Consider the following 25,868-nt stretch of genomic DNA (forward strand, 5'->3'; position numbering starts at 1 on the left):
CGCCTGGTCAGCCGCGTGAGCGGAAGGCACGCAGGGACAGGGGCGCGAAGACCAGCGCGATGGCGACGGCCCAGATCAGCGAGATCGTGGCGTGGGACGCGACCGGGCCCCCGCTGAGCAGGCCGCGGACCGCGTCGGCCAGGTGGGTCACCGGGTTGACCTCCACCCATCTCTGCAGCCACTCGGGCAGCGTCTTGGTGGGGACGAAGGCGTTGGAGGTGAAGGTGAGCGGCATCATCACCGAGAACGCGATGATCTGCACCTTCTCCGGCTCGGACGCCGTGAGGCCGATGAGGACGGACAGCCATGACATCGCCAGGGCGAACCCCAGGAGCAGCGCGAGCGCGCCGACAACTCCGGCCACGCCGGTGTGGATGCGGAACCCGAGCACGGCGCCGAGCCCGACGAACAGGGCGAAAGCCCACACCTGCTTAAGCGTGTCGGCGACGATGCGCCCGGCGAGCGGCGCGGATCGGGCGATGGGCAGGCTGCGCAGCCGGTCGAACACACCCTTGGTGATGTCGGTGCTGAGGCCGATCGCCGTCGTCAGCGTGGCGAACAGCATGTTCTGCACGACGAGACCCGGCAGCGAGAACTGCAGGTATTCGCTGGTCGAACCGGAGATGGCGCCACCGAACACGTAGGTGAACAGCAGCAGGAACATGATCGGCTGAACCGACAGGTCGAGCAGTTCCATCGGGTTGTGCTTGATCTGCACCAGACTCCGCCAGGCGAGCGTCATGGTGTGCCGCAGGGCGGTGGCCGGGCCGATGCGACCCGGGATGACGGCCGCGGGCGCGGCCCCGGTCAGGGTGGTCACGCGGGCACCTCTTCCTTGACGGCTTCCACAGCCGGTTCATCCTCGGCGCGGTGGCCGGTGAGGGCCAGGAACACCTCGTCGAGACTGGACTTGCGCAAGCTCAGCTCGGCCGCGACGACGCCCAGGTCGTCGAGACGGCGCACGATGGCGGGGACGACCGTGAGGTCCTTGACGTTCACCGTGGCCTGCCCGCCTGTCAGGTCGGGCCGGTCGCCGATGATGTCGGCCATCACGTCGGCGACGATGTCGAGGTGGCCCCCGTTGACCGGCCTGACCTGCAGCACCTGGGCACCCGTGGTGGCCTTCAGCTCATCGGACGTGCCCGAGGCGATGACACGGCCGTGGTCGAACACCACGATGTCGTCGGCCAGCTCGTCGGCCTCCTGGAGATACTGCGTGGTGAGCAGCACGGTCACGCCGTCGGCCATCAGACCACGCACGACATCCCACAGATCGGTGCGGCTGCGCGGGTCGAGGCCCGTGGTGGGCTCGTCGAGGAACAGGACCTGGGGCCGCCCGACCAGGCTCGCCGCGAGGTCGAGCCGGCGGCGCATGCCACCGGAATAGGTCTTGGCGGCCCTGCCCCCCGCATCACTGAGGTCGAAACGCGACAGCAGCTCGCCGGCCCGTCCCTTGGACTGCGCACGGGTGAGGCCGAGCAGCCGCCCGATCATCACGAGGTTCTCAACGCCGGTCAGCGTCTCGTCGACTGCGGCGTACTGCCCCGTGAGGCCGATCAGGGAGCGAACCTTGTGCGCCTCCTTGGTGACGTCGAACCCGCCCACGGTGGCATGGCCCGCGTCGGGCCGCAGAAGGGTCGCGAGGATCCGCACGGCGGTGGTCTTCCCCGCGCCGTTCGGCCCAAGAACTCCGAGCAGCCGGCCCTCCGGGACAACAAGGTCCACACCGTCCAATGCCCGCGTCTCGCCATAGTGCTTCACCAGACCTTCCGCCTGGACCGCATATCGCATGACTTCAACTCCTTCAGTGGGTGTGCTGATGGTCACGCGCGGCTCGCGGTCCGGGTGACTGAGCCCAAGTCTCCTCCATGACACTGACATTTCTCTGACCCACCATCGCCGGCGGCCGACGGCGGCTGACAAATCGCTGACAGGGACGGAACCCGAGGTGAACTGCGGATCCCGAAGCGGACCGCGGATCAAGCTGGACTGTGGATCCCGATGCGGATCGCGGGTCCAGCAGTTGGACTGTGGATCCCGATGCGGAGTGCGGATCAAGCTGGACTACGCATTTCGATGTGGACCGCGGATCCTGAGCTGGATCGCGTATCTCGATGCGGACTGTGAAGCGGCACACGGAGGGAGCAGCGGCGGTGATCTCGGAAAGCCGCGTCGGGCCGGCTCCGGATGAAGTGTTCTCGGCTCGTCATGCGGGGACGGGCTCGGTGCCGCCGAACGCGGCGATCTAGTTAGTCTGATGAGGTGACAGCTCCCCTGCGTGACCCCGCTCATCGGGTATCGCGCCGCGCGATCACACTGTGGCTGCTGGAAGCACTGTTCGGTTTCCTGCTGCTCGTCGGGGGGTCGGCACTGGCGGCGTCCTGGATCGCCGGCGCCGGCTGGTCGTGGGTGCCGTCGTGGATTTCCGAGCGCATCTGGTGGTTGCCGGTGGCGATAGCCGTCGTGGAGCTTCCGTTCGTCGTCATCGAGCCGCTGTGGCGCTATGCCGTCCATCGCTGGGAGCTGTCCGGTGACGTCGTCTACGCGCGATCGGGATGGTTCAGCCGGCAATGGGTCTTCGTCCCGGTCAGCCGCATCCAGACGGTCGACAAGGACCAGGGCTGGCTCGAGCGGCTGCTGGGCCTCGCCACCGTCGAGATCCGCACGGCCTCGTACGCCGGCTCCTCGTCGATCAAGGGCCTCGACGTCGGCGTGGCCGCCCGTCTGGCGGAAGACCTCGCCCACCGCGCCCACGAACTAAGAGACGACGCGACATGACCACAGCCCCCGGCACCGCCCACCTCGTTCCTGATCAGCGGGACGACCCGATGGCCGCGGACTCTGGCGCGGCCCGCCTGACTTGTGGACAAAAGGGCGGTCAGGTGATCGCGGACTTCGGCGCCGCCTACCTCGTTCGTGATCAAAGGGGCGACCACATGACCGAGGACCCAGGTTCCACCCGTCGCGCTCCTGTACATAAGGACGATGTGGCATGACCGAGGATCCTGGCGTTCCCGGCAGGGCGGAGCCATCTGGGCCGTCCAGCGGGCACGACGCCGCTGGACCCCCACAGACCGGTCCTGGGCCGCGCCCGGACGCTGGGCCGGACGCGTGGACGGCCGGTGGCGTGCCTCCTCAGTCCCGTGAGCCGGGACAGCCCGGGTTCCTGGACGGGCGTACGCCGGAACGGCCGCCCGGGGAGCAGGACAGGTGGGCGACGGGCGTCGCGCCGTCACGGCTCAGCCCGCTGGTGGTGCTGATCGATCCCGTGCGGATGCTGCCCTCGCTGTTCCTGCCCTTGGCCGGTGTGCTCTTCGTGGGCGGGTTCTCGCCGTCGTCGTTCGTCTGGGCGATGCTCGCGATCGTGGGTTCGATCGGGTACGCCGCCGTGCGCTGGGCCACCTTCACCTACCAGATCGCCGGTGACCGGCTTGAGCTGACGCGGTCGCTGATCAGCCGCTCGGTCAGGACCATTCCCCTCGAACGCATCCGGGGTGTCGACGTGACGACGCCGCCCCTCCACCGTCTTTTCGGCCTCGCCGTCGTACGCGTCGACACGGGAGCCGGGGGCGGTGAGAAGCAGGAGGGAGAGCTTGACGGCGTTCCCCTTCCCGAGGCGGAGCGGCTGCGCGAGGTCCTGTTGCGGCGCGCCCGGGACGTCCGGCCCGGCCTCGGCCACGCCGCGAGGGCGGGGGCGGAGTCCGGTGCCGCCGCCGGACCCGTCGCAGGCCGCGCCCCGGCCACCGCCGTGGAGGACCGGGTCTACGTGCGAGTGCCCTGGAAGTGGCTGATGTACGGGCCGCTGTCCGGAGCGTTCCTGCTCACTCCCTTCGTGCTGGTGAGTGGTGCGATCGGCCTGGCCTTCCAGTGGGGAAGCGGGTTGGGCCTCAGCGAGCGCGTGGCCATCACCGTGGGCGAGTGGCTGTGGCACCGGCCGATCCTGCTGATCGTCGTCGGCGTCATCCTGGTGCTGACCATGCCGGTGGCAGGCGCCGTCATGTACGCCATCTTCAACTGGAACTTCACGCTCCGCCGCCGCGACTCCTCCCTCGTCGCCGAGCGGGGGCTGGTCACACGGCGCAGCGTGTCACTGGAGCACCGCAGGATCCGGGGCTACGAGATCGCCGACGGTGTACTGGAGCGGCGGGCGAAGGTCGTGCGGTTGTGGGCGATCGTCACAGGCCTCGGTGATTCACGCACGAGAGGGCAGTTGCTGCCCGTCGCCCCGCGAGCATTCGCGATGAAGCTGGCGGCCGAGGTGATCGGGCCGTTCGAGAACCGGCTGCGGCCTCATCCGGTCCAGGCCCGGCGAAGGCGCCTTTTCCGGGCCGTCGCTCCGGGTGCCGCTGTGGCCGTCGCGGCCTTCCTGCTCGGCTGGGCCTGGATCGGCACGCTCGCGCTGATCGTGGCGGCCCTGGGCGTTCCGCTGGGGCTGGACCGCTACCGGTCGCTCGGCCATTCGTACGACGGTGTGCGGCTGTCGGTCCGTTCGGGGTCGCTGCCCCGGACACAGGCGGTGGTGGAGCGCCGGGCCGTGGTCGGCTGGACGATTCGCCAGACCTGGTTCCAACGCCGCTCGGGAGTGCTCAGCGTGATCGCGGGCGTCGGCGCGGGCAGCGGCGGCTACGCCGCCATCGACACGGGCGAGGACCAGGGCGTCCACTTCGCCGCCGAAGTAACCCCCGAATGGATCACCCCCTTCACCACCAAGTCCCCCTAACCCACACCCCCGTACGAACCCCGACGCCACCCCCTCCCCGACCCGTGGACGCCGTGCCAAGTCCTGTCTCGCGATCTTGTAGCGGGTGGGGGAGTGGCGTCCGCTGCGGTTACCGCTTCCGTCGGTGTGGTGTGTTTGGATTCGGCGCCGGGGCGGTGGGGAGTGGGGCGGTGAAGCTCCAGGAATGCCCGGAGCTCAGGGGACGGGGCTCAGTCCTGGCGGCGGGCTCCGAACATGATTTCGTCCCAGGTCGGGACCGAGGCGCGGCGGCCCCGGCCTCCCTTGCGCGCGGGCCGGGCGGGCTTCGCCTGCGGAGGAATGGCCGGCTCGGCGACCTTCGCCTCCTTCTCCGGCTTTTCTGGCTGGTCGACCTTGTCCGGCTCGGCAGCCGTGACGGCCCGTTCGGGCTTCTCGCCGCTTGTACGGGCGGCGGGCACGGCGACGGGTGCCTCTTCGGCCTCCTCCGCCTTCTTGGCTGCCGCTTGACCCTTCTTGACAGGCTGCCCGGCGGGCCGGGCCGTGGGGGCCGCCGGTCGTGCCGGCTTCGCCTGGGGAGGCTTGGCCACGGCCTGACCGGTACGGGTCTCCTCGGACACCGGAGCCTGCGCGGCCCGCGCCTCGGGCCTTGTGGCCTGAGGCTGGTCGGCCTGGGCTTCGGGTCGGGTGGGCTGAGGCTGGGTGGTCCGGGCCTCGGGCGTTGTTCCCTGAGGCTGGGTGGTCTGGGCTTCGGGTCGGGTGGGCTGAGGCTGTCCGGCCTGTGTCTGCGACGCGGCCGCTACCTGAGGCTTCGGCTCGGCCGCCGGTGCGGATGTGACCCGGGCGGCAGGAGCGGACGCACCGTCGCTCGCCGGAGTGGACACGCCGTCATGCGCCGGAGTGGACACACCATGGCTCGCTGTGGCGGGCATACCGTCGCTCGTCGGGACGGGTATGCCGTTGTTCGCCGGGGCGGGCGCACTCTCGTTCGCCGGGGCGGGCGGGCCGTCGCTGGTCGCGGCGGGCGCGGTGGCGCGTACCGGAGTGGCGGTGGCGTCGTCGGACGGGGCGGACGCGGCGTTCCTGGCTGGGGAAGTGGCGTCGCCCTGAGGGTCGGTTTCGAGGGCCTTGGTGACATCGGTGCGGGGCGCAGACGCGGGTGAAGCGGGCATCGCCTCGGGCCCTGCCGCCGCAGCTCGCGCCACCTCGTAGTCGGTGTCGGCTCCGGAAGCCGTCGCAGCCTCGGAACCGGCCTCGGTCGTCATCTGGCTCGTGGCCGCCTGGAGAGGCGCCTCGGCGTTGTGAGCCGACGTGTCAGACGCGGCCACCTGCGGGCGTTCGGCGCTCTCGGACGTGGCGGCTTCCGGATGGGCGGTGGACTGGCGTGCCTCCCGCGTGGGGGCAGGGGCGTCCGGCGCCGCGGGCGCGCGGTCGAACTCGGGCTCGGCCGACTGACGGGGAGCGGCAGCGGAAGCAGGAGCGTCGTAGGCCGCCGCGGGCCCGGAAGTGCCGTGGGCCTGCGTAGTAGTGCCGTGGACCTGCTCGCGAGCAACCTGGGACTGCTCGGGAGAGTGGTGACGCTGCTCGGAGATGTGGTGGGCCTGCTCGGGAGCATTGTGGGTCTGCTCGGAGATGTGGTGGCCCTGCTCGGGAGCATTCTGGGCCTGCTCGGGAGCATTGTGGGTCTGCTCGGAGAAATGCTCGTCCCGCTGATGGGGAGCAGGGGCCTGGGTGGCCGCCGGCTCGGGGGCGTGGCGTGCCGGTTGGTCGGCGGTGTGGCGTGCCGGTGGTTCGGGAGCGGGGTGGCCGGCCGGTTGGAAGGTGGGCTGGGGGGCGCGCTCGTAGGTCTGGTGCACGGCGGGCTCGAACGTCGGCCGAGGGCCACGCTCCGGCGCGGGCCTGGCGGCAGTGCCAGATGAGTACTCCGCCGCCTGCCGACCGGCCGGTGCGGAGTCACCGGCCTGCCTGTGCTGGGGACTTGAGTCACCGGCCTGCCTGTGCTGCGCGACGGAGTCCGCTACGTGCCTGTGCGGCGCGACGGAGTCCGCTACCTGCCCGTGGTGTGTAGTGGGGTCGGCGAGGTGCCGGGGGGTGGGGTCGGGGCCGCGTAGGGGCGTGGGGTCCTGGCGGAAGGCGGCGGGTTCGGCGGGCTCGGGCAGGTCGCGGGGGTCCGGGCGGTCAGGCCGCGCGGGCTCGTGATGGCTTCGCCCGACGGGCTCGTGATGGCTTCGCGCGACGGGCTCGTGCCGTGCGACTCCGGGCAGGGTCGTGGGCGCCTCGACGGGGATCGCCGGGACAGGGGCGAGCTTGGCGGCGAGCCGGGGCACGAACGGCGTGACCGTGGCGTCGTCGTCCGGCTCGACGTACTCGGCCGCCGAGAGGCGCAGCGCCTCGTCGTCGTACGGGGTGACGTGGCGGCGCCTGAGGTCGAACAGCCATTCGGCGTGGCGCGTGTGACCGTTCCACACGAAGCCCAGCTTGATGCGCCACAAGCCGTCGTCGCGCTTGCAGGAGTCCCAGTCGATCTCGTCGCTGGGGACGCCCCGGCGGCTCAGCCGCTCGGTGACCAGCTCGCCGAGGGTGGGCCCCGGGGTGGACTCGCCGGGCAGGCGCACGGCGACACGCTGCGCCTGTTGCGCGGTGTACTCGCGTTCCTGCAGCACGGGTCCCTCGAACCAGCGGACACGCTCGACCGGGATACCCGCGGTGGCGGCGATCTCCTCCGCGGTCTCCCCGGCACGTATGCGGGCCTGGATCTCCTTGGGGCGCAACGGACTCTCCACTTCGATCTCGTACTGACCGAGACGGGAGAAGTTGCCGCGGACCGCCGCTCGGAGCCGTTCGTCGACGGGAAGCGTGAACCGTGTACCCCGGCCGGCCGTAGCCAGCACAAGGTATGTTCCGTCCTCGCTCACCGCGACGAGTCGGAGCTCCTGCATGCGAGTCCCTTCGTCGTCGTGCTCAATCTTCCCCCGGACCCTTGAGTCTCTCGCGTGAGCCGGTTACCTGCCAGCACCGTACCCGGCATGTCCGAACATCGCCTTCCTGGGAGGCGTGGGAAGCGATGAGAGGCGGTTATATATGTCGCTTTCACCCTATCTATCGGCTGCTCCATATGCAGCAAACGGGTTAGGCGTCCTGGACGGATTCTCGCGAATCACGCCCGCCGCCGCCCTCCACTTCACCCAAGAGGCCTGAGAAAGGCTCGGACCTCGGATGATTACCCCACGCCGCGCCGCTTATCCCGATGTCAGGGCACGAATCCCGGGGTGTTCCAGCACAGGGCGCGAAGGACCGTCCGGCCCCCCGCGACCGTGAAGACGCGGTGGCACAGGCGCCGGTGCGCTCCCCGGCGGATCCGTAGGGCGACGGCCGTGTAACGGGTGGCGACCGGGATGGGCCGGCGGGATCCGGGCGGCAAAAGAAATCGGTATGGATTCGAAGGCGTCCTGATGGACGGGGAAGCGAGGCCCGGCAGGTCCGGCGGGGTGGGCGGCGGAGGTGAGGCCGGGCCGCGCCCAATTTCCGCCACCCCCAAGCCGGAGGAAAAGGAAAAAGATGTTCATCTCCCGGCATCCCGGATAGAGGTGATGCGGTGGTACCCCGATCCGGCCATGGATGGGGTGCCTCTCGATGTGCCGGACGACCGCCACTGCGAGAAGGGACTGATCTCAGGTATGGGCGGCAAGGAAGGATTGGACCTCAGCGCTCCGCAGATCGCGGGCAGCGCTCTGGCGGCGGCCACGGCGGCCGTCGCGGCGTCGTTCCTCGGAGTCACCGGCACGGTCATCGGGGCCGCGGCGGCGAGCGCGGCCACCACGGTGGGCAACGCCGTCTACACGCACTATCTGAAGCGGACCCGCGACCGGCTCAAGGAGGCCCACGGTCTGATCACCGGGCAGCGGGAACGGGAGGCGCTGGAGGAGGAGACGGCCGCCGCCCATCCAGGTGAGGAGGGGCTGGCCACGGCGGTGCACGCCACCATACGGGACCACGGTCCCGCGGACCTGCCGCCCACCGTCACCGACGCCACTCCGCTGCATCCCGAGACGGCCGAGACGCCGCCGTTAAGGCGGGAGGGCGCGCCCAGACCGCTCTGGGTGACGTTGATCGTCGCCACGGTGGCCACCTTCGCGCTGAGCATGGGCGGCATCCTGGCGTTCGAACTGCTCAGCGGCAAGCCCCTGGCCGCCACCGTCCACGGTCAGGAGGGTTCGGGCACCAGTTTGGGCGGGAAGGTCGACGAGCCTGCGCCCCCCACGCCCGTACCGTCCACCCCGGCGGGCGACTCCAGCCCTCGCCCCAAGGGATCGGCGAGCCCGTCCCAGCAGGTCCAGCCCACCCCGGCGAACTCCGAGGAGCCGGCCGCTCCGTCGGCGACGCCGGCACCGCAGAGCTCGGGCGACGCCAGCGTGGCGCCGACCGCGGACACGGGCACCCAGAACCCGGGTGACGGACAGAGCGGCACCTCAGGCGAATAAGGGGTACGCGGCCGGTCAGCCCAGCACGACGTCCAGGTGGTCGTTGGAGAAGAGGCGCTGCGGGTCGAGCTTGTCCCGCAGCGCCACGAAGTCACCGAAGCGGGGATAGACGGTGGACAGGTAGGCGGCGTCGCGGGTGTGGAGCTTTCCCCAGTGGGGCCGCCCGGAGAGCCGGGTCATGATCTCCTCGACCCCTTCGAAGTAGGCAGGGTGGGGGGTCGGCCGGTAGATGTGGCAGGCGATGTACGCCGACTCCCTGCCGTAGGCGGTGGACAGCCACGCGTCGCTCGCCGGGGTGACCCGCACCTCGATGGGGAAGGTGATCCGCCAGTCCCGCAGGTCCAGCAGGTCGCGTGTCTCGCGCAGGGCCTGCCCGAGGCGCTCGCGCGGGACGGCGTACTCCATCTCCAGGAAGCGCACCTTCCGCACGCTGGTGAAGACCTTGTACGCCTTGTCGGTGTACTCGGAGGAGGTCAGCGCGCTCGCGGAGATCCCGTTCAGGGTGGGGATGGCCTGGGGGAACCGCCGGCCGACCGCGCAGAGGGCGCCGAAGAGGGTGTTCTCCAGCAAGACGTTGTCGAGCCAGTGCCTGAAGGCGCTCGGCGGCGCGGCCGGGCCGGTCGACCGGTTGTTGCGCTTGGTCAGGCAGGTGTCGGTGTGCGGCAGCCAGAAGAAGTCCAGGTGCTCGTTCTGGCCGGTGATCTCGTCCAGCGAGGTGAGGATCTCGCTGAAGGGCATCGGCCGCCTGACGTTGCGCAGCAGGAACGCCGGCTCGACCCTGAAGGTCACCGCCGTCAGGATCCCGAGCGCGCCGAGGCCGACGCGGGCGGCGTCGAACAGCTCGCCCTCCGACACCGTGGTGATCGACCCGTCGGCCAGGACCATCTCCAGCTCGGTGACCTGGTCGGCGAGCCCGCCGATCTCCCTGCCGGTGCCGTGGGTGCCGGTCTGGATGGCACCCGCCACGGTCTGCTCGGTGATGTCGCCCATGTTGGCGAGCGCGAGGCCGCGCCGGTCCAGCTCCTGGTTGAGCACGCGCAGCGGGGTGCCGGCCGCCACCCGTACCCGCCCGTCACCGGCCTCCTGGACGCCCGTCAGCGCGTACGGCCGCAGCAGGATGCCGTCGGTGAGCGCCACGCCGGTGAACGAGTGGCCGGTGCCCGCCATGCGGACCCGCAGCCCTCGCGCGGCGGCGTCCCGTACCGCTTGCGCCACATCGGCGGCCGAGGCGGGGACGCGGACCTCGGCAGGGGTGATGGACTGGTTTCCCGCCCAGTTCCGGAAGACGGCGCTCATGTCCGAGCACGATAATCACCAACCAGGCGGATTGGCCATACATGAACAAAGCTCATGATGGCCACGGCGCGGGAGGCCTCACGTCGCCGCGGAGTGGGCCCCGGGCGCGTCGGTCTCAGGGGTACGGAGCCAGGTGCTGCCGCCGACGCCGATCGCCACGGCCAGCAGCGCGGAGACGATCGAGAAGGCGTACGCGTTGGACGCGCCGAACGAGTCGGTCAGCCGCCCTCCGGCCCACGCGCCGAGCGCCACGCCGAACCCGACGGCGGTGGAGATCCATGACATTCCCTCGGTCATCAGGTGCGCGGGGACAAGCCGTTCGATGAGCGCGTAGCCGGTGATGATGGTCGGCGAGATCGCCAGACCGGCGAAGAACAGGCCGACCGCCATGACCTTGGTGTCCGCGATGACCAGGATCGGGGTCAGCCCGATGGCGAACACCCCCAGGCCGCGGACGAATCGGTGGCGCAGCGAGATCCGCCACTGCCGCAGTCCGTACCAGAGCCCGGAGACCATGCTGCCGCCGGCGAAGGCCCCGAGCAGCAGGCCCGACGCGGCCTTGGCGCCGTTGTCCTCGGCGAAGGCCACCGTGATCAGGTCGACGGAGCCGAACACCGCGCCCATCGCCAGGAACACGCAGGACAGCAGCGCGACCCCTGGGATCATGATCGGGCTTCCCGCCTCCGCCATGGCCGGCCGCGCGGGGGGCTCGGTCCTGCGCTGCAAGGCGAAGGCCACGGTTCCGATCACCGTGCAGACGAGCGCGACGATCAGGCCGGCGTAGAGGTTCACCATGGTCGTGAGGCCGGTGACCAGGGCCGGCCCGGCGACGAAGATGACCTCGTCGGCCACGGACTCGAAGGAGAAGGCCGTGTGGAGCTGGGCCGAGCCGCCGAGCAGGTGCGACCAGCGGGCCCGGACCATCGAGCCGAGCGAGGTGGCGGCCCCGCCGACGACCACGCCCGAGGCGAACAGGGTCCAGATCGGCGCCTCGTACTCGGCGAACAGCATCATCGCGATCAGCGCGGCACCGTGCAGGAAGACCAGCGGAACCAGTACTCTGGCCTGACCGAACCTGTCCACCAGCCGTCCGGACAGCGGGGCCGCGACGGCGAAGGCGATGGCGACGGTCGCCGAGATCGCTCCCGCGGTCGCGTACGAGCCGGTAAGGGTTGAGATGAGCAGAACGATGCCGATGCCCAGCATCGACATCGGCATACGCCCGACGAATCCCGCGATGACGAAGCCTTTGGTGCCGGGCATGCTGAAGAGCCCTCTATACGGCCCGACCACGATCTCGCCCCTTTCGCGCACCCCCGGTACGCGTCGAACAGTCCCTTTTCACCCTGGCGCACCTCTCGCTGGGGCGGCAAGTGATATCCGGGCAACGTACACGAATCAGGATTCCTGGGTCTAACGTGGGTCAAGTGTCCCATCGTCCGCGGCTCGTGCCGACACGTGCCGTCATGACGGGGCTCGCTCTCCTCATCGTCCTCGGCGCCGCCGCCGGCGGTGCGTTCCTGGTCACCCGCGACCCGGCGGGCGCACGGTCCGGCGCGGTGCGCACCCCCCTGGCGAACGTCCGTGACCTGACCGCGCCGGTGTCCCCGCTCCCGGCTCCGTCCGACTCCGCTTCCCCGCCCTCGTCGCCTTTCCCGTCCGGGTCGGGCGCTCCGGCGACGGTGCCGTCCAAGGCGCCCACCGCGGGCCCTTCCCCCTCGGCGAGCACCCCGGCGTCCCCCGAGGGACGCCCGCCGAGGACCACCCCGCCCAGGTTGATCGCCATCGCCCGCAGGCCGATCGGCCCTGCGACGCTGCGCAGGATCACCACGCTGGAGAACGTGACCAAGGTCACCGTGGCCGATGGGGGAGCGGTCCGGTTCTCGGCGGCCACGCTGAACCTGCTCGCGGTCGACCCGGCGGAGTTCCGCCCGTGGGCGCCCAAGGCCGTGGCCGCGGAGCCGGAAGTGTGGAACGCGCTGGCGCGCGGGGAGTTCATCGCGGAGTCCAAGACCGCCGGGCGGTACATGCTGAAACTGGGCGGCGAGTACCCGGCGGGAACCGGCTCCAGGCTCCGGGTCGCCGCGTCCGCGCCGTTCGGCCTGCCGGGCGTCGACGGGCTGGTGACCAAGGAGGTCGGCCGTGGCCTCGGCCTGATCCCCGGCGTCGCCGTCCTGGTCCACACCCCGGCGGGCAAGGCGGCGGTCGTGAGCCCGCGGATCAAGCGGCTGCTGGGCCGGGGAGCGCAGATCGTGGTGATCGGCGCCAAACGGACGGTCAGGCCGCCGGTGCCGGTGGCCCGTCCGAGCGCGACGCGACCGGTCGCGGTCGGACGGCCCGGCTCCTCCCTGGTCGGGCGGCCAGCCAGCTTCCTCGACCTGTACAAGATCTCCGCGGGCGTCTGCCCCGGGCTCTCCTGGACCGTGCTGGCCGCGATCGGGCAGGTGGAGAGCGGCCACGGCCGCAACAACGGCCCCTCGTCGGCGGGCGCGCTCGGCCCGATGCAGTTCATGCCCGCCACGTGGAAGGCGTACGGGGTCGACGGCGACGGGGACGGCAAGGCGGACATCTGGAGCGCGTACGACGCGGTGCCCTCCGCCGCGCGTTACCTGTGCGCCAACGGCGCGGGCCTCGGGGGCGCCAAGCTCCGCTCGGCGGTCTACCGCTACAACCACTCCTGGGACTACGTCAACAAGGTGCTGGGCATCGCCGACGCCTACGCCCACGCCTACTCGTGAGCCGGCCGGCGCCCCGCGCCCTGCCGAAGACGTGACCTAGGACGCGCCGCGCGGCCGTGGCGCGGGGCAGCAGGTGGCGGCGCAGGGCAGCGGCTCAGGCTCCTCCAGCAGCTCGCGGACCATGGACACGAACCGCGGATGGGTGCCGGCCGTCGCCGCACGGGTGAGCCGCATGCCGAGATCGCGCGCGACGCCCGCGGCCTCGGTGTCGAGGTCGTAGACCACCTCCATGTGGTCGGAGACGAACCCGATGGGCACCAGGACCACGGCCTCGGTGCCCGCCGCGTGCAGTGTGGCCAGGTGGTCGCACACGTCGGGCTCCAGCCACGGCACCTGCGGCGGCCCGCTGCGGCTCTGCCAGACCAGGTCCCACGGCCGGTCGCCCGCGACCAGGGAGGCCGCGGCGCGCAACTGGGCCTCGTACGCCCCGCCGGACGGCCCCGAGGAGGCGGCCATGGAGACCGGGATGCTGTGGGCGGTGAACACGAGCCGGGCGTGGTCGCGGTCCTCCTCGGGGAGCCGGTCGAGCGCCTCGCGAGTGTGGTCGATCATGGCGGCGATGAAACCGGGATGGTCGAAGTAGTGGCGCAGCCGGACGATCTCGGGCGCGCCGGGAACCTTGGCCCTGGCCTGGGCGATGTCGTCGAGGTACTGCCGGCAGCTCGAATAGGAGCTGTAGGCCGCGGTGATGAACGCCGCCGCCCGCGTGACGCCGTCGGCGGCCATCTTCTGGAGCGTGTCGGCCAGGAAGGGATGCCAGTTGCGGTTGCCCCAGTAGATCGGCAGGTCGACCTCCGGCCGCAGGGCGGTGATCAGATCGCGGCACTGCTGGTTGATCGGGCTGACCCCGCCGACGCCCTGGTAGTGGGCCTCGACCTCCAGGAGGCGCTCGCGAGGCACCCCCCTGCCCCGGACGACGTTCTCCAGGAACGGCATCACGTCTTCGGGCTTCTCGGGGCCGCCGAAGGAGACGACCAGCAACGCGTCGTAACGTGCCATGCCACCCATCCAACCCCATCCGAGGGAGTGCGGGCCGCTAGGGGCCGGAGAGCCGCTGGATGTAGGTTCGGAGAAGTGAGCCTATTTAAGGACATTCGTGAATTTGTCGGCGTGCCGCGTCTGCTGTCGCTGCGGCTCTCTCCTGACGGATCCCGCCTGGTCTCCGTCGTCCAGTCGCTCAATCCCGACGGGAAGTCCTACGGCACCTCGATCTGGGATGTGCCCATCGAGCCCGGCGGCGAGCCGCACCGGCTGACCCGCTCGGCGAAGGGCGAGTCCGGCGTCGAGTTCGCCCCCAACGGGGACCTGTTGTTCGTGTCGCAACGGCCCGACCCCGCGGTGAAGGACCAGCCAGAGGACGAGATGCCGGGGCTGTGGACGCTTCCCGCCAGGGGCGGCGAGGCGTACAGGCTGGTGGACAGGCCGGGAGGCATCGGGGGGCTCCAGGTCGGCGGCGACACGGTCGTCTTCCACGCCGACGTGCTCGACGGTGAGGCCGCCACCGAGGCGGACCGGCGCAAGTCAAGGAAGGACGCCGGGATCAGCGCGATCCTGCACGAGGGCTACCCGATCCGCTTCTGGGACCGCGATCTCGGCCCTGGCCGGCCGCGGCTGTTCGCCGCCGGCCTTCCCGGCCTGACCGAGCCGCGCGACCTGACCCCCGATCCGGGAGGGGCTCTGGTGGAGGCGAGCTTCGGGGTGTCCCCCGACGGCTCCTCGGTCGCCAGCATGTGGGTGATGGAGCTGCCGGCCGGAGGCTCGCGATCCGAGCTTGTGGAGATCGACACCGCGACGGGCGAGCGCCGCGTGCTGGCCGCCTCCGACGAGCACGACTTCTCCGGGCCCGTCTCCTACTCGCCCGACGGGCGCCACATCGCCTGCTGGCGCGAGCGGCACGCCACCGAGGATCGGGCCGTCGAGTTCGCGCTGTGGATCGTCGACCTCGCCACCGGAGAGGGCGCGCCGCGCACCACCGATCTGGCGCCGTCGGCGACCGTGTGGGCCGCCGACTCGCAGTCCCTGTACGTGGCGGCCGACGACCACGGACGCCGTCCGATCTTCCGTGTGGGCCTCACGGGCGACCCGGAACGGCTCACGCCGGACGACGCCGCCTATCTCGAACCGTGCCCCTCGCCCGACGGCCGCTACCTGTACGCGCTGCGCAGCTCGGTCGCCGGCCCCGCCACCCCCGTTCGCATCACGCTCGACGGCGGGGAGGTCACCGAGCTGCCGTCGCCGGCACCGGCGGTGGGCATCCCGGGAACGCTGACCGAGGTGACCGCCGTCGCCGACGACGGCGTGGAGATCAGGGGCTGGCTCGCGCTCCCCCCGGGCGCCTCCGCGGACAATCCGGTGCCGCTGCTGCTGTGGATCCACGGCGGGCCCCTCGCGAGCTGGACCGACTGGTCGTGGCGGTGGAACCCCTGGATCATGGCCGAGCACGGCTACGCCGTCCTCATGCCCGACCCCTGCCTGTCCACCGGCTACGGCCAGGACATGATCCAGCGCGGCTGGGGCGTCTGGGGTCCCCGCACGCACGCCGACCTGATGGCGATCACCGACGCGGCCGTCGCCCGGCCCGACGTCGACGCCGAGCGCACCGCCGTCATGGGCGGCTCGTTCGGCGGGTACATGGCCAACTGGATGGCGGGCCACACCGACCGGTTCCGGGCGATCGTCACCCACGCGTCCCTGTGGAGCCTGGAGCAGTTCGCCGGGACGACGGACTCGGCGCACTACTGGCAGCGGGAGTTCGGCCCGCAAGGCTCCGACCGCTACCGCGTGCTGTCGCCGCACCACTGGCTGGAGGACATCAGCACACCGATGCTGGTCATCCACGGCGACAAGGACTACCGCGTGCCGATCGGCGAGGCGCTACGGCTCTGGTGGGACCTCCGCAGATCGTCCGTGGAGTCGAAGTTCCTGTACTTCCCGGACGAGAACCACTGGATACTCAAGCCGGGCAACGTGGTCGCCTGGTACGAGACCGTGCTCGCCTTCCTCGGCCAGCACGTGCTCGGCGAGGAATGGAAGCGCCCGGAGTCGGTGGCATGACCGACCTGCTCGATCTGGCCGTGAGCATCGCACGCGAGGCGGGGGACATGCTGCTGGCCGAGCGCCCCGCCCGGCCGGAGGTGGTCGAGACCAAGTCCAGCCGGACCGACGTGGTCACCGCGCTGGACCGGGCCTCGGAGGAGCTGATCAGGGCACGGGTCCAGGCCGCCAGGCCCGGCGACGCGTTCCTCGGGGAGGAGGGCGGCGAGACCGGACAGGGCCGCGTGCGCTGGATCGTCGACCCCGTGGACGGGACCGTCAACTTCATGTACGGCCTGCCCGACTGGGCGGTGAGCATCGCGGTCGAGGTCGACGGCGAGATCGTCGCCGGCGTGGTGAACGTGGTGCCGCGCGGCGAGTTGTTCGCCGCGGGCAAGGGCGGCGGCGCGGAGCTGTTCAGGCAGGGCCTTCCGGCGGAGCGGCTGAGCTGCACCACCGGGGTGCCGCTCTCGCAGGCCCTGATCGCCACCGGGTTCGGTTACCTGCCGGGACGGCGGGCCGTGCAGGCCGAGGTGCTCACGCACGTGCTGCCCAAAGTGCGCGACATCCGCAGGGGCGGGTCGTGCGCGGCCGATCTCTGCTCGGTGGCGGCGGGACGGGTGGACGGCTACTACGAGCGGGGTCCGCAGTACTGGGACTTCGCCGCGGGCGGCCTGATCGCCACCGAGGCGGGGGCGAGGATCGGCGGGCTGCGCGGCCGGCCGTACAACCCGGACCTGACGCTGTGCGCGGCGCCCGCCCTGTTCCAGGACCTCCACGACCTGCTGGTCCCCCTGGACCCGGAGCGTGACGCCTAGGACAGAGACGACGTAGGTACCCATCCGGAAGGATCGGATGGGTACCTACGTCGTCGAATGAGGCTGGTCAGGGCTGGATGGCGACGCCGTTGTCGACGGCGATCCGGCGCAGGTCCTCTATCTCCGCGGTGAGAGTGTCGGCGAGGAAGTCGTCGCCGCTGGTGCGCGCCTCCTGGAGGCCCTTGTAGGCCTGGTCGAGCCGGTGTTCGATCGTTGTGGTGAACTCGCCCATCTCACCTTCTTTCTCGAGGGGCGAAGGAGCAGTGGTGCCACGTACAGCCTGGGGAGAGCACAGAATCTTCCCCGGCCGTGGGAGTGGGTCTTGCGTGTCTACCCATCTGGTTGTCGCTCTTAAACCACGAAGGCCGTATGTCCGCGGTGTGCTTTATGTCACCCGTCCGCCGCACTGGCGGCGAGTGCTTACCATGCGCTTAAGCCAAATGTGGCAAGAATGAGCCTGCGAGCTGTGCTGCCCGGCCAGTGGCGACCAGGCGTCGCTTCGGGGCCGGGAAACGTGGCCGATCGCGCCGGATCGGGACTACAGGAGGTGCCAGGGGCCGTGCGGGTGCTTGTGGTGGAGGATGAGCGGGTGCTCGCGGACGCGATCGCGACAGGGCTGCGCCGCGAGGCGATGGCGGTGGACGTGGCCTACGACGGCGCGGGGGCCCTGGAGCGCACCGGATACATCGACTACGACGTGGTCGTGCTCGACCGTGACCTGCCGAAGATCCACGGCGACGAGGTGTGCCGCCGGCTGGTGGCGCAGCGTACGGCCACGCGCATCCTGATGCTGACCGCCTCGGGGGAGGTGGACGACAAGGTCGAGGGCCTGGAGCTGGGCGCCGACGACTACCTCGCCAAGCCGTTCGCGTTCATGGAGCTCGTGGCGCGCGTACGGGCGCTCGGGCGCAGGTCCGCCCCGGCGCTGCCGCCGGTGCTCGAGCGTTCCGGCATACGTCTCGACCCGGGCAAGCGCCTGGTGACCAGGGACGACGTCGAGGTCGCGCTCACCAAGAAGGAGTTCGCGGTGCTGGAGGAGCTGATGCGGGCCGAGGGCGCCGTGGTCAGCCAGGAAGATCTGCTGGACAAGGCGTGGGACGAGAACATCGATCCGTTCACCAACGTGGTGAGGGTCACCATGATGACCCTGCGCAAGAAGCTGGGCGAGCCGGCGGTGATCGAGACCGTGCCGGGAGTGGGATACAAGCTGTGAGCGAGGAACGCGATCCTGAGGCCGGGGGCGCCGCCGGGAGGCCGACCTTCTCCTCGCCCAAGCCGATGATCGTCCCCCCGGGCGCCGCGACCGGCGCGGGCAGGCCGGACGAGGGCGGCGATCAAGGAGATCCGGCCGATCCTGCGGGTCCTGCGGGTTCACGAGGCTCGGCCAGGTCCGCGACGGCCGGTGACACACGCGGTCCCATGCGGTCCGCCGGCACGAAGGCCTCCGCCGAGTTCGCGGGCTCGCGGGTCGGCGCCGTCGCGGCCGGATCGCCGGGAGGCGCCTGGAGGAGCGAGCAGCTCACCGTCGAGAGCCCGCGCAGGCTGTTCCGCCCGAAGACGCCGCCACCGCCGCCCAGCGGGCCTCCCGCGTGGGACGGCCCGCCGCCCGTCGCCCCCGCCCCGGTCGCCCACCACCTGCTGGCGCGGGTGCGTGAGATGTCCGGGCGGATGAGCATCCGGGTACGGCTGACGCTCACCTACGGCGCCCTGTTCTTCGCGGCCGGAGCGCTTCTGGTCTTCGTGATCTACTCCTTCGTCGGCAAGGCCGTCTACGACTCCTGGCCGCCGCTGCCGTTCCAGGTGCCCGACGACTTTCCCTCGGGCCTCACGACCATGATCAACGACAGGTGGGACTCGTTCCGGCACGACACCGTCATCGCGGCCCGGGCCCAGCTGCTGACGCGGTCGCTGCTGGCGCTGGGCGGGGTGGGCATCCTGGCTCTGCTCTTCGGGTACTTCGTCGCCGACCGGGCGCTGCGGCCGATCCAGAAGATGACCACCACGGCCCGGCGGCTGTCGGAGACCTCGCTCGCGCACGAGCGCATCGACCTGCAGGGCCCGGACGACGAGATCAAGGAGCTGGCCGACACCTTCGACGCCATGCTCACCCGGCTCAACCGCGCCTTCGACGCGCAGCGGCGTTTCGTGGACAACGCCTCCCACGAGTTGCGCACGCCGCTGGCGATCAACCGCACCGTGCTGGAGGTCGCGCTGGGCGACCCGCACGCCTCGGAGGACCTGAAGGTGCTGGGCCGCACACTGCTTGGGACCAACGCCAGGAACGAGCACCTGATCGAGGGCCTGCTGCTGCTGGCCCGCAGCGAGCGCGAGCTTGCGGTTCGCAAGCCCGTCGACCTGCGCGACGTCGGGCAGACGGTCGTGGAGCAGCACGCGTCCTTCGCCGAGAAGTCGGGGGTCGCCGTCCACACCGATCTTCGCCCCTCGCCCACGATGGGCGATCCGGTGCTGGTCGAGCGCCTCGTCGCCAACCTCGTGGAGAACGCGATCAAACACAATCTCCCCGAATCGGGAGAGGTCTGGCTCAGAACGGGAATGGTGGACGGCACTCCCGTTGTTCAGGTGGCCAACACCGGGCCGCACGTTCCCGCGTACGAGGTGGACGACCTGTTCGAGCCGTTCAGGCGCCTCAACTCCGACCGCGTGGAATCGGCTCGCGGTGCGGGGCTCGGGTTGTCCATCGTGCGTGCGGTGGTCCGTGCCCATCAGGGGATCGTGAAGGCGGTGCCACGGGAAGGCGGGGGGCTTGTGATGACGGTGAGACTTCCGGCGGGTTGATACGGCGGGGGGCGTCTCGTTCACGCCAGACATGTGGTTGGATGTGCCGTCGAACACGATGGGTCCTGTCGCCAATGCTTAGGTTTTCGCCATATTTGGCTAACCGGGCGGCGAAGGCGGCAAGGCCCTCACGTGTTAGGAGGTTCGTTCACCGTTCCCACGGGGTACCGATTGCAAAATTCCCCGAGAGATACGGGCACAAGATGGACCGCCCAGACGTTACAGACGCGCGACGCGCGACGCGCAAGCAATAGACGAGGGGGATGAATACGCAAATGGCCACCGATTACGACAGCCCGCGCAAGACCGACGACGACCTGAGTGAAGACAGCCTTCAGGAGCTTCAGGCCCGGCGGACCGACAAGTCCTCTGGGAGCATAGACATCGACGAGACCGATCTCGCCGAGTCGCTTGAGCTTCCTGGTGCGGATCTGTCGAACGAGGAGCTTTCGCTCCGGGTGATTCCCAGGCAGGCGGACGAGTTCACCTGCTCGCGTTGCTTCCTGGTGCATCACCGTAGCCAGCTCGCCTCCGACAAGGGCGGGCAGCAGATCTGCCGCGAATGCGCTGCCTGAGACCCTGGGAGGGTCCGTGACTTCTGGAACGGATCGATCATCGCAGGACCAGCCCGAGGGGCCTGGGTCGCCGGGGACGGAGGCCGCGGCCAACGCCGAGGTCGCCGAGCTCGTCGGGAAGCTTTCCCAAGCGGGCGACATGGACGGGGCCGAGCGGCGACGGCTGCTCGGCCGCCTCAGCGCGGCGCTGGTCACCGCCCGCAAGAGGGCCCGTGCCACCGGTGCGGGGAGGGGCCGCTGGCTCGCCGACGTCTTCGCGTCGATAGCGCCACGGCTTCCCATCCGGGATCTCGCGGCACTGCAGGACCATCACTACGGTCTCAGCGGTGACCAGCTCGCCGACGACCTTGTCCGCACCGCGAGCAAGGCCACGATGGCGGTCGGGGCGATCGGGGGAGCCCTGGCGGCGGCGGAGTTCGCCGCGCCGCCGCTCCTGCTTTCCGCTCCGGCCCAGCTCGTGGCGGAGACCCTCGTGGTCGCGGCGATCGAGGTCAAGCTCATCGGCGAGTTGCACGAGGTGTACGGGGTGCAGGTGCAGGGCACGGGAACCCAGCGGGCCATGGCCTTCACGGTCGCCTGGACCAAGCAGCGCGGCGTGGATCCGCTGTCGCCGGCCTCGGTGCAGATGGCCCTCGGGGCCGCCGCCAAGGCGGGCTTACGCAAGCGCCTCCTGCGCACACTCGGCCGTCATCTGACCACACTGGGCCCGTTCCTGACCGGCGCCGTCGCCGGCGGCGCGCTCAACCGGATCGCGACAAGGCGGCTGTCCGAGGCGGTACGCAAGGATCTGCGCCGCCAGCGGGCACTGCCCTCCCCCGACTAGTCATCCCCTCGCGCTTCCCCTCTCCCTCTTCCCTCTGCTTTCGGAGATCTTTCCCGGCTTGAGGACTAATGGCGATTTGTCCCGGTTGATGGGTTAACACACCACTGAGTCGGGAATGTGCATGCTCCGGCGCCGGAGGGCCTGTCCAGAGAGCTGCGCCCGGTTTCGTAAGGTGGTCCTAAACCGATCACGAGGGAGGACATGTGCGCAGCTCATTCCTGATCGTCGCGAACCGGTTGCCTGTGGACAGGACCATCGCCGCGGACGGCACCGCGTCATGGCGACGTAGCCCTGGGGGCCTGGTAACGGCGATAGCGCCGGTGATGCAACGCCGCGACGGCGCGTGGCTGGGCTGGCACGGCGCTCCAGATGAGGAGCTCAAGCCCTTCGAGGACGACGGCATGAGCCTCATCCCGGTGCCGCTGTCGGCCAATGAGGTCGAGCTCTACTACGAGGGCTTCTCCAACGCCACGCTGTGGCCGCTCTACCACGATGTCGTCGCCGCGCCGATCTACTCCCGCGTGCTGTGGGACGCCTACCGCGCGGTCAACGAGCGGTTCGCGCGGGCCGCCGCCGACATCGCCGCCGAGAACGCCCTCGTGTGGGTGCAGGACTACCAGCTGCAACTGGTGCCCGCGATGCTGCGGGCCCTGCGGCCCGACCTGAAGATCGGCTTCTTCCTCCACATCCCGTTCCCGCCCGCCGAGCTGTTCTGGCAGCTTCCGTGGCGGCGCGAGATCCTGGAAGGCCTGCTCGGCGCCGACCTCGTCGGCTTCCAGCGGCCCGGTGGCGCCTCCAACTTCATCCGGCTCTGCCGCCGCCAGCTCGGCCTGCAGAACCAGCGTCAGGAGATCTTCTTCGGCGACCGAACGGTCCGCGCCGAGGCGTTCCCCATCTCGGTCGACTTCGGGGAGCTCGACAGCCTCGTACGCGAGCCGCATATCCTGGCCCGCGCCAAGGAGATCCGTGCCGAGCTGGGAGAGCCCGAGCACGTGCTGCTCGGAGTCGACCGGCTCGACTACACCAAGGGCATCGGCCAGCGGCTGAAGGCCTTCGGGGAGCTGCTGGCGGACAAGACCGTCAGCCCGGGCGAGGCGGTGTTCGTCCAGATCGCCACGCCGAGCCGGGAGCGCGTCGAGGAGTACCGCCTGCTGCGCGACGACATCGAGCTGCGGGTCGGGCGGATCAACGGCCAGCACGGGGTGCTCGGCGTCCCGCCGGTGAACTACTTCCACCAGTCCTACGATCGCGAGGAGCTGGCCGCGCTCTACTGCGCCGCCGACGTCATGATGGTGACGCCGCTGCGCGACGGCATGAACCTCGTCGCCAAGGAGTACGTGGCCTGCCGGCACGACCTGCGGGGCGCCCTGGTGCTCAGCGAGTTCGCCGGAGCCGCGGACGAGCTGAAGCACGCGTTCCTGGTCAACCCCTACGACGTGGAGGGGCTCAAGCGGCAGATGGTCGCGGCCATGCGCGCGACGCCGCACGAGCTGTCGCGCCGCATGCGCTCGATGCGCCGCCGCGTGGCGACCTACGACGTCGACCGGTGGGCGGGGGAGTTCCTCGCGGCCCTGGAGCGCTGAGACCGGGCATGGGCCCGGCCTTGCCGGTGCCGGTCACCGAAGTGTGGCCGGCACGGCAGGGCGGCGCGCCCGTCAAGAGCCCTTGATCACCCGCTCTGCCTTCTGCGGGATGGCCTTCCACGCGCGGTACCTCTTGTGGGCGGTGCGGGTGGCGACGATGCGGGCGACCTCCATGCCGACGCCCAGCACCACGGCGAAGCCGATCGCCTCGGCGAGGCCGGTCTCCAGCGAGTTGGGATCGGCCGGCGGCTTCTTGCCCGTGGTCTTCTGCCAGCCGAACTCGATGGTCTTGCGGGCGGCGTAGCCCACGCCGAGCGCGACCACCGCGCCGATGATCCGCCACGCCATGTCCTGCTTTTCGGACTCATCCGATTTGGCCATGACTTCTCCCCTCGTCGATCTAGCTGAACCCTAGTCCCTCGTGCCGGACGGCACTGTGACGCCATACCATAGGGCGGCATGACAGAACAGCGACTGCGCCATGCCACGGTTCCCGACAGGCCCTCCCTCGACGGGCTCGAGTCGGTATGGGCAGGCCGCTGGGACGCCGACGGCACCTACCGGTTCGACCGGTCGAAGACGCGCGATCAGATCTACTCGATCGACACGCCGCCGCCGACCGTGTCCGGGTCCCTGCACGTCGGCCACGTCTTCTCCTACACGCACACCGACACCATCGCCCGCTTCCAGCGCATGCGCGGTCGTGAGGTCTTCTACCCCATGGGCTGGGACGACAACGGCCTGCCCACCGAGCGCCGCGTGCAGAACCACTTCGGCGTGCGCTGCGACCCCTCCCTGCCCTACGACGCCGATTACCGGCCCCCCGCCAAGCCCGATCCCAAGCGCCAGGTGCCCGTCTCGCGGCGCAACTTCATCGAGCTGTGTGAGCGGCTCACCCAGGAGGACGAGAAGGCGTTCGAGGAGCTCTGGCGCCACCTCGGGCTCTCGGTCGACTGGTCGCTGACCTACGCCACGATCGACGACGCCTCCCGGGCGGCCTCCCAGCGCGGGTTCCTGCGCAACCTGGCCCGGGGGGAGGCGTACGTCGCGGAGGGGCCCACCCTCTGGGACGTCACGTTCCGCACGGCCGTGGCCCAGGCCGAGCTGGAGGACCGCGAGTGGCCGGGGGCGTTCCACCGCATCCGGTTCGGCGGGGTCCCGGACACCGAGTACGCCGGCGGTGTGTTCATCGAGACCACCAGGCCCGAGCTCATCCCGGCCTGTGTCGCCCTGGTCGCCCACCCCGACGACGAGCGCTACCGGCCGCTGTTCGGCAAGACCGTGCGCACGCCGGTCTTCGGCGTCCCGGTGCCCGTGCTGCCCCACCGCCTCGCCGAGCGCGACAAGGGCTCGGGCATCGCCATGATCTGTACCTTCGGCGACGTCACCGACGTCATCTGGTGGCGCGAGCTCGACCTGCCGACCCGCCCGGTCATCGGGTGGGACGGGCGCCTGCTGCCCGAGCCGCCCGAGGGCGTCCCCGCGGAGCCGTACGCCGAGCTGGCGGGCAAGACCGCCCACAGCGCCAAGGAACGCATGGTCGAGATGCTCCGCGAGTCCGGCGAGCTGGAGGGCGAGCCCAGGAAGGTCGCCCGCCCGGTCAAGTTCTACGAGAAGGGCGACCGGCCGCTGGAGATCGTCACGACCCGCCAGTGGTACATCCGCAACGGCGGGCGCGACCCGGTGCTGCGGGAGGGGCTGCTCGACCGCGGCAAGGAGCTGCGGTGGCACCCGCCGCACATGCGCGTCAGGTACGACAACTGGGTCGGGGGCCTCGCGGGCGACTGGCTGATCTCCCGCCAGCGCTTCTTCGGCGTGCCCATCCCCGTCTGGTACCCCCTCGACTCGGAGGGCGAGCCGATCTACGACGCGCCCATGGTGCCGTGCGAGGAGGCCCTGCCCGTCGACCCGTCGAGCGACGTGCCCCCCGGCTACGCCGAGGACCAGCGGGGCAAGCCGTTCGGCTTCGCCGCCGATCCCGACATCATGGACACCTGGGCGACATCCTCCTTGTCACCGCAGATCGTCGCAGGCTGGGAGCGTGACCAGGACCTGTTCGAGCGGGTGTTCCCCATGGATCTCCGGCCGCAGGCGCACGAGATCATCCGCACGTGGCTGTTCTCCTCGGTCGTCCGGGCGCACCTGGAGCACGGCGTGCCCCCCTGGCGGCACGCGGCGATCTCTGGATGGATCCTCGATCCCGACCGCAAGAAGATGTCCAAGTCCAAGGGCAACGTCGTGACGCCCATGGGCCTGCTCCAGGAGTACGGCTCCGACGCGGTGCGCTACTGGGCGGCCGGAGGGCGGCCCGGCACCGACACGGCGTTCGACACCGGCCAGATCAAGGTCGGCCGCCGCCTAGCGATCAAGATACTCAACGCCTCGAAGTTCGTGCTCGGCCTGGGCGAGGCGGGCGGCGAGGCCACCGAGGCGCTCGACCGGTCGATGCTCGCCCGGCTCGCCGGGGTCGCGGAGGAGGCCACGGCGGCGTTCGAGTCCTACGACTACACCCGGGCACTGGAAGTCACCGAGAGGTTCTTCTGGGAGTTCTGCGACGACTACCTGGAACTGGTCAAGGCCCGCGCGTACGGATCCGACGAGGGAGCGGGTTCGGCGCGCGCGGCGCTGCGGCAGGCACTCGAGGTGATGCTGCGGCTGTTCGCGCCGTTCGTGCCCTTCGTCACCGAGGAGGTCTGGTCATGGTGGCGGCAGGGCTCCGTCCACCGCGCCACCTGGCCGACGGTCGCCGAGATCGTCTCCGCGGGCGACCCGGCGGTGCTCCCCGCCGTGTCCGAGGTGCTCCGTCAGGTACGCAAGGCCAAGTCCTCGGCCAAGCTGTCCATGCGGGCCGAGGTGGCGCGGCTGAGCGTCGCGGGCGCCGCGGTCGAGCTCGTGCGGCACGGGCAGGACGACCTCTGCGCGGCGGGCGCCGTCGACGAGTTCGTCCTTGACGCGCGGGAGGGCGAGATCACCGTCGAGGTCACGCTCGCCGGGACCGGCCCGGCTTTTCCGGTCTAAAGGAGATATGG

The 25,868-nt window shown here is 70.6% G+C and carries 20 protein-coding genes; 12 read left to right on the plus strand and 8 right to left on the minus strand.

The annotated features are described in order from the left end of the window. Window positions 1-7: 7 nt before the first annotated feature. Together ABD810_RS07685 and ABD810_RS07690 are read right to left on the minus strand one after the other, a co-directional pair. Window positions 8-820 (minus strand): ABC transporter permease, encoded by an 813-nt coding sequence (locus ABD810_RS07685; protein ID WP_344936098.1) that lies wholly within the window; start codon window positions 818-820, stop codon window positions 8-10. Beyond that, entirely contained in the window at window positions 817-1,791 is a 975-nt protein-coding gene (locus tag ABD810_RS07690) for an ATP-binding cassette domain-containing protein (protein WP_344936100.1), read from the minus strand. The genes ABD810_RS07685 and ABD810_RS07690 overlap by 4 nt, the downstream gene beginning before the upstream one ends. A 471-nt stretch (window positions 1,792-2,262) precedes the next feature. Here ABD810_RS07690 and ABD810_RS07695 point away from each other — a divergent pair, with 471 nt between their 5' ends. Together ABD810_RS07695 and ABD810_RS07700 are read left to right on the plus strand one after the other, a co-directional pair. Beyond that, the gene (locus ABD810_RS07695; protein WP_344936102.1) at window positions 2,263-2,778 is read left to right on the plus strand and encodes a PH domain-containing protein; all 516 of its coding nucleotides are present in this window, start codon (window positions 2,263-2,265) and stop codon (window positions 2,776-2,778) included. Window positions 2,779-2,992: 214 nt separating this feature from the next. After that, on the plus strand, window positions 2,993-4,720 hold the full coding sequence (locus ABD810_RS07700) for a PH domain-containing protein (protein ID WP_344936104.1): 1,728 nt from the start codon (window positions 2,993-2,995) through the stop codon (window positions 4,718-4,720). A gap of 209 nt (window positions 4,721-4,929) precedes the next feature. Here the strand turns inward: ABD810_RS07700 and sepH are convergent, their stop codons facing one another. Further along, complete coding sequence (gene sepH, locus ABD810_RS07705; RefSeq protein ID WP_344936106.1) at window positions 4,930-7,635, minus strand: septation protein SepH; 2,706 nt, start codon at window positions 7,633-7,635, stop codon at window positions 4,930-4,932. 684 nt (window positions 7,636-8,319) lie between these two features. Here sepH and ABD810_RS07710 point away from each other — a divergent pair. After that, the gene (locus ABD810_RS07710; protein ID WP_344936109.1) at window positions 8,320-9,177 is read left to right on the plus strand and encodes a hypothetical protein; all 858 of its coding nucleotides are present in this window, start codon (window positions 8,320-8,322) and stop codon (window positions 9,175-9,177) included. Window positions 9,178-9,192: 15 nt separating this feature from the next. Here ABD810_RS07710 and ABD810_RS07715 read toward each other — a convergent pair whose 3' ends face one another. Together ABD810_RS07715 and ABD810_RS07720 are read right to left on the minus strand one after the other, a co-directional pair. Continuing rightward, on the minus strand, window positions 9,193-10,473 hold the full coding sequence (locus ABD810_RS07715; RefSeq protein ID WP_344936111.1) for a D-arabinono-1,4-lactone oxidase: 1,281 nt from the start codon (window positions 10,471-10,473) through the stop codon (window positions 9,193-9,195). Window positions 10,474-10,551: 78 nt separating this feature from the next. Next, complete coding sequence (locus tag ABD810_RS07720) at window positions 10,552-11,736, minus strand: MFS transporter (RefSeq protein WP_344936113.1); 1,185 nt, start codon at window positions 11,734-11,736, stop codon at window positions 10,552-10,554. Window positions 11,737-11,939: 203 nt separating this feature from the next. Between ABD810_RS07720 and ABD810_RS07725 the strand changes: the two genes are divergently transcribed. Next, window positions 11,940-13,211: a lytic transglycosylase domain-containing protein gene (locus tag ABD810_RS07725; protein ID WP_344936115.1), complete on the plus strand. Its 1,272-nt coding sequence runs from the start codon at window positions 11,940-11,942 to the stop codon at window positions 13,209-13,211. A 36-nt stretch (window positions 13,212-13,247) separates the two neighbouring features. On the opposite strand, the gene ABD810_RS07730 is transcribed toward ABD810_RS07725, so the two are convergent. Further along, a complete protein-coding gene (locus tag ABD810_RS07730) occupies window positions 13,248-14,210 on the minus strand; it encodes a ferrochelatase (protein WP_344936118.1) in 963 nt (320 codons plus the stop codon). 111 nt (window positions 14,211-14,321) lie between these two features. Between ABD810_RS07730 and ABD810_RS07735 the strand changes: the two genes are divergently transcribed. Then, window positions 14,322-16,265 carry a prolyl oligopeptidase family serine peptidase gene (locus ABD810_RS07735; RefSeq protein WP_344936121.1) on the plus strand — a complete coding sequence of 648 codons (1,944 nt, stop codon included), beginning with the start codon at window positions 14,322-14,324 and terminating at the stop codon, window positions 16,263-16,265. Then, window positions 16,262-17,062, plus strand: a complete 801-nt coding sequence (locus ABD810_RS07740; RefSeq protein WP_344936124.1) for an inositol monophosphatase family protein — start codon at window positions 16,262-16,264, stop codon at window positions 17,060-17,062. Before ABD810_RS07735 ends, ABD810_RS07740 begins: the two co-directional genes overlap by 4 nt. A 67-nt stretch (window positions 17,063-17,129) precedes the next feature. On the opposite strand, the gene ABD810_RS07745 is transcribed toward ABD810_RS07740, so the two are convergent. Next, on the minus strand, window positions 17,130-17,294 hold the full coding sequence (locus ABD810_RS07745) for a hypothetical protein (protein ID WP_344936126.1): 165 nt from the start codon (window positions 17,292-17,294) through the stop codon (window positions 17,130-17,132). A 327-nt stretch (window positions 17,295-17,621) separates the two neighbouring features. On the opposite strand from ABD810_RS07745, the gene ABD810_RS07750 reads away from it, so the two are divergent. The 5 genes from ABD810_RS07750 to ABD810_RS07770 all read left to right on the plus strand — a co-directional run bounded on the left by ABD810_RS07750 (window position 17,622) and on the right by ABD810_RS07770 (window position 22,839). Further along, the gene (locus tag ABD810_RS07750) at window positions 17,622-18,275 is read left to right on the plus strand and encodes a response regulator transcription factor (protein ID WP_344937540.1); all 654 of its coding nucleotides are present in this window, start codon (window positions 17,622-17,624) and stop codon (window positions 18,273-18,275) included. Between the two features lie 206 nt (window positions 18,276-18,481). Beyond that, a complete protein-coding gene (locus tag ABD810_RS07755) occupies window positions 18,482-19,858 on the plus strand; it encodes a sensor histidine kinase (protein ID WP_425566877.1) in 1,377 nt (458 codons plus the stop codon). Between the two features lie 275 nt (window positions 19,859-20,133). Then, complete coding sequence (locus ABD810_RS07760; RefSeq protein ID WP_114029376.1) at window positions 20,134-20,433, plus strand: DUF4193 domain-containing protein; 300 nt, start codon at window positions 20,134-20,136, stop codon at window positions 20,431-20,433. A gap of 16 nt (window positions 20,434-20,449) precedes the next feature. Next, entirely contained in the window at window positions 20,450-21,256 is an 807-nt protein-coding gene (locus ABD810_RS07765) for a hypothetical protein (protein ID WP_344936134.1), read from the plus strand. A gap of 203 nt (window positions 21,257-21,459) precedes the next feature. Further along, the gene (locus ABD810_RS07770) at window positions 21,460-22,839 is read left to right on the plus strand and encodes an alpha,alpha-trehalose-phosphate synthase (UDP-forming) (RefSeq protein WP_344936137.1); all 1,380 of its coding nucleotides are present in this window, start codon (window positions 21,460-21,462) and stop codon (window positions 22,837-22,839) included. A 72-nt stretch (window positions 22,840-22,911) separates the two neighbouring features. On the opposite strand, the gene ABD810_RS07775 is transcribed toward ABD810_RS07770, so the two are convergent. Next, a complete protein-coding gene (locus ABD810_RS07775; protein WP_344936139.1) occupies window positions 22,912-23,220 on the minus strand; it encodes a DUF4235 domain-containing protein in 309 nt (102 codons plus the stop codon). A gap of 78 nt (window positions 23,221-23,298) precedes the next feature. Between ABD810_RS07775 and valS the strand changes: the two genes are divergently transcribed. Beyond that, on the plus strand, window positions 23,299-25,857 hold the full coding sequence (valS, locus tag ABD810_RS07780; RefSeq protein WP_344936142.1) for a valine--tRNA ligase: 2,559 nt from the start codon (window positions 23,299-23,301) through the stop codon (window positions 25,855-25,857). The last annotated feature ends 11 nt before the right edge of the window (window positions 25,858-25,868 follow it).

Source organism: Sphaerisporangium flaviroseum (assembly GCF_039537005.1).
Taxonomy (GTDB): Bacteria; Actinomycetota; Actinomycetes; order Streptosporangiales; family Streptosporangiaceae; genus Sphaerisporangium; species Sphaerisporangium flaviroseum.

Bases quoted from the DNA above. Each gene is read 5' to 3' on its own strand.
- ABD810_RS07715 (WP_344936111.1), bottom strand. From the start codon at position 10,473: ATGAGCGCCGTCTTCCGGAACTGGGCGGGAAACCAGTCCATCACCCCT.
- ABD810_RS07755 (WP_425566877.1), top strand. From the start codon at position 18,482: ATGCGGTCCGCCGGCACGAAGGCCTCCGCCGAGTTCGCGGGCTCGCGG.
- ABD810_RS07725 (WP_344936115.1), top strand. From the start codon at position 11,940: ATGACGGGGCTCGCTCTCCTCATCGTCCTCGGCGCCGCCGCCGGCGGT.
- ABD810_RS07730 (WP_344936118.1), bottom strand. From the start codon at position 14,210: ATGGCACGTTACGACGCGTTGCTGGTCGTCTCCTTCGGCGGCCCCGAG.
- ABD810_RS07745 (WP_344936126.1), bottom strand. From the start codon at position 17,294: ATGGGCGAGTTCACCACAACGATCGAACACCGGCTCGACCAGGCCTAC.
- ABD810_RS07740 (WP_344936124.1), top strand. From the start codon at position 16,262: ATGACCGACCTGCTCGATCTGGCCGTGAGCATCGCACGCGAGGCGGGG.
- valS (WP_344936142.1), top strand. From the start codon at position 23,299: ATGACAGAACAGCGACTGCGCCATGCCACGGTTCCCGACAGGCCCTCC.
- ABD810_RS07760 (WP_114029376.1), top strand. From the start codon at position 20,134: ATGGCCACCGATTACGACAGCCCGCGCAAGACCGACGACGACCTGAGT.
- ABD810_RS07690 (WP_344936100.1), bottom strand. From the start codon at position 1,791: ATGCGATATGCGGTCCAGGCGGAAGGTCTGGTGAAGCACTATGGCGAG.
- ABD810_RS07775 (WP_344936139.1), bottom strand. From the start codon at position 23,220: ATGGCCAAATCGGATGAGTCCGAAAAGCAGGACATGGCGTGGCGGATC.
- ABD810_RS07700 (WP_344936104.1), top strand. From the start codon at position 2,993: ATGACCGAGGATCCTGGCGTTCCCGGCAGGGCGGAGCCATCTGGGCCG.
- sepH (WP_344936106.1), bottom strand. From the start codon at position 7,635: ATGCAGGAGCTCCGACTCGTCGCGGTGAGCGAGGACGGAACATACCTT.
- ABD810_RS07720 (WP_344936113.1), bottom strand. From the start codon at position 11,736: ATGCCCGGCACCAAAGGCTTCGTCATCGCGGGATTCGTCGGGCGTATG.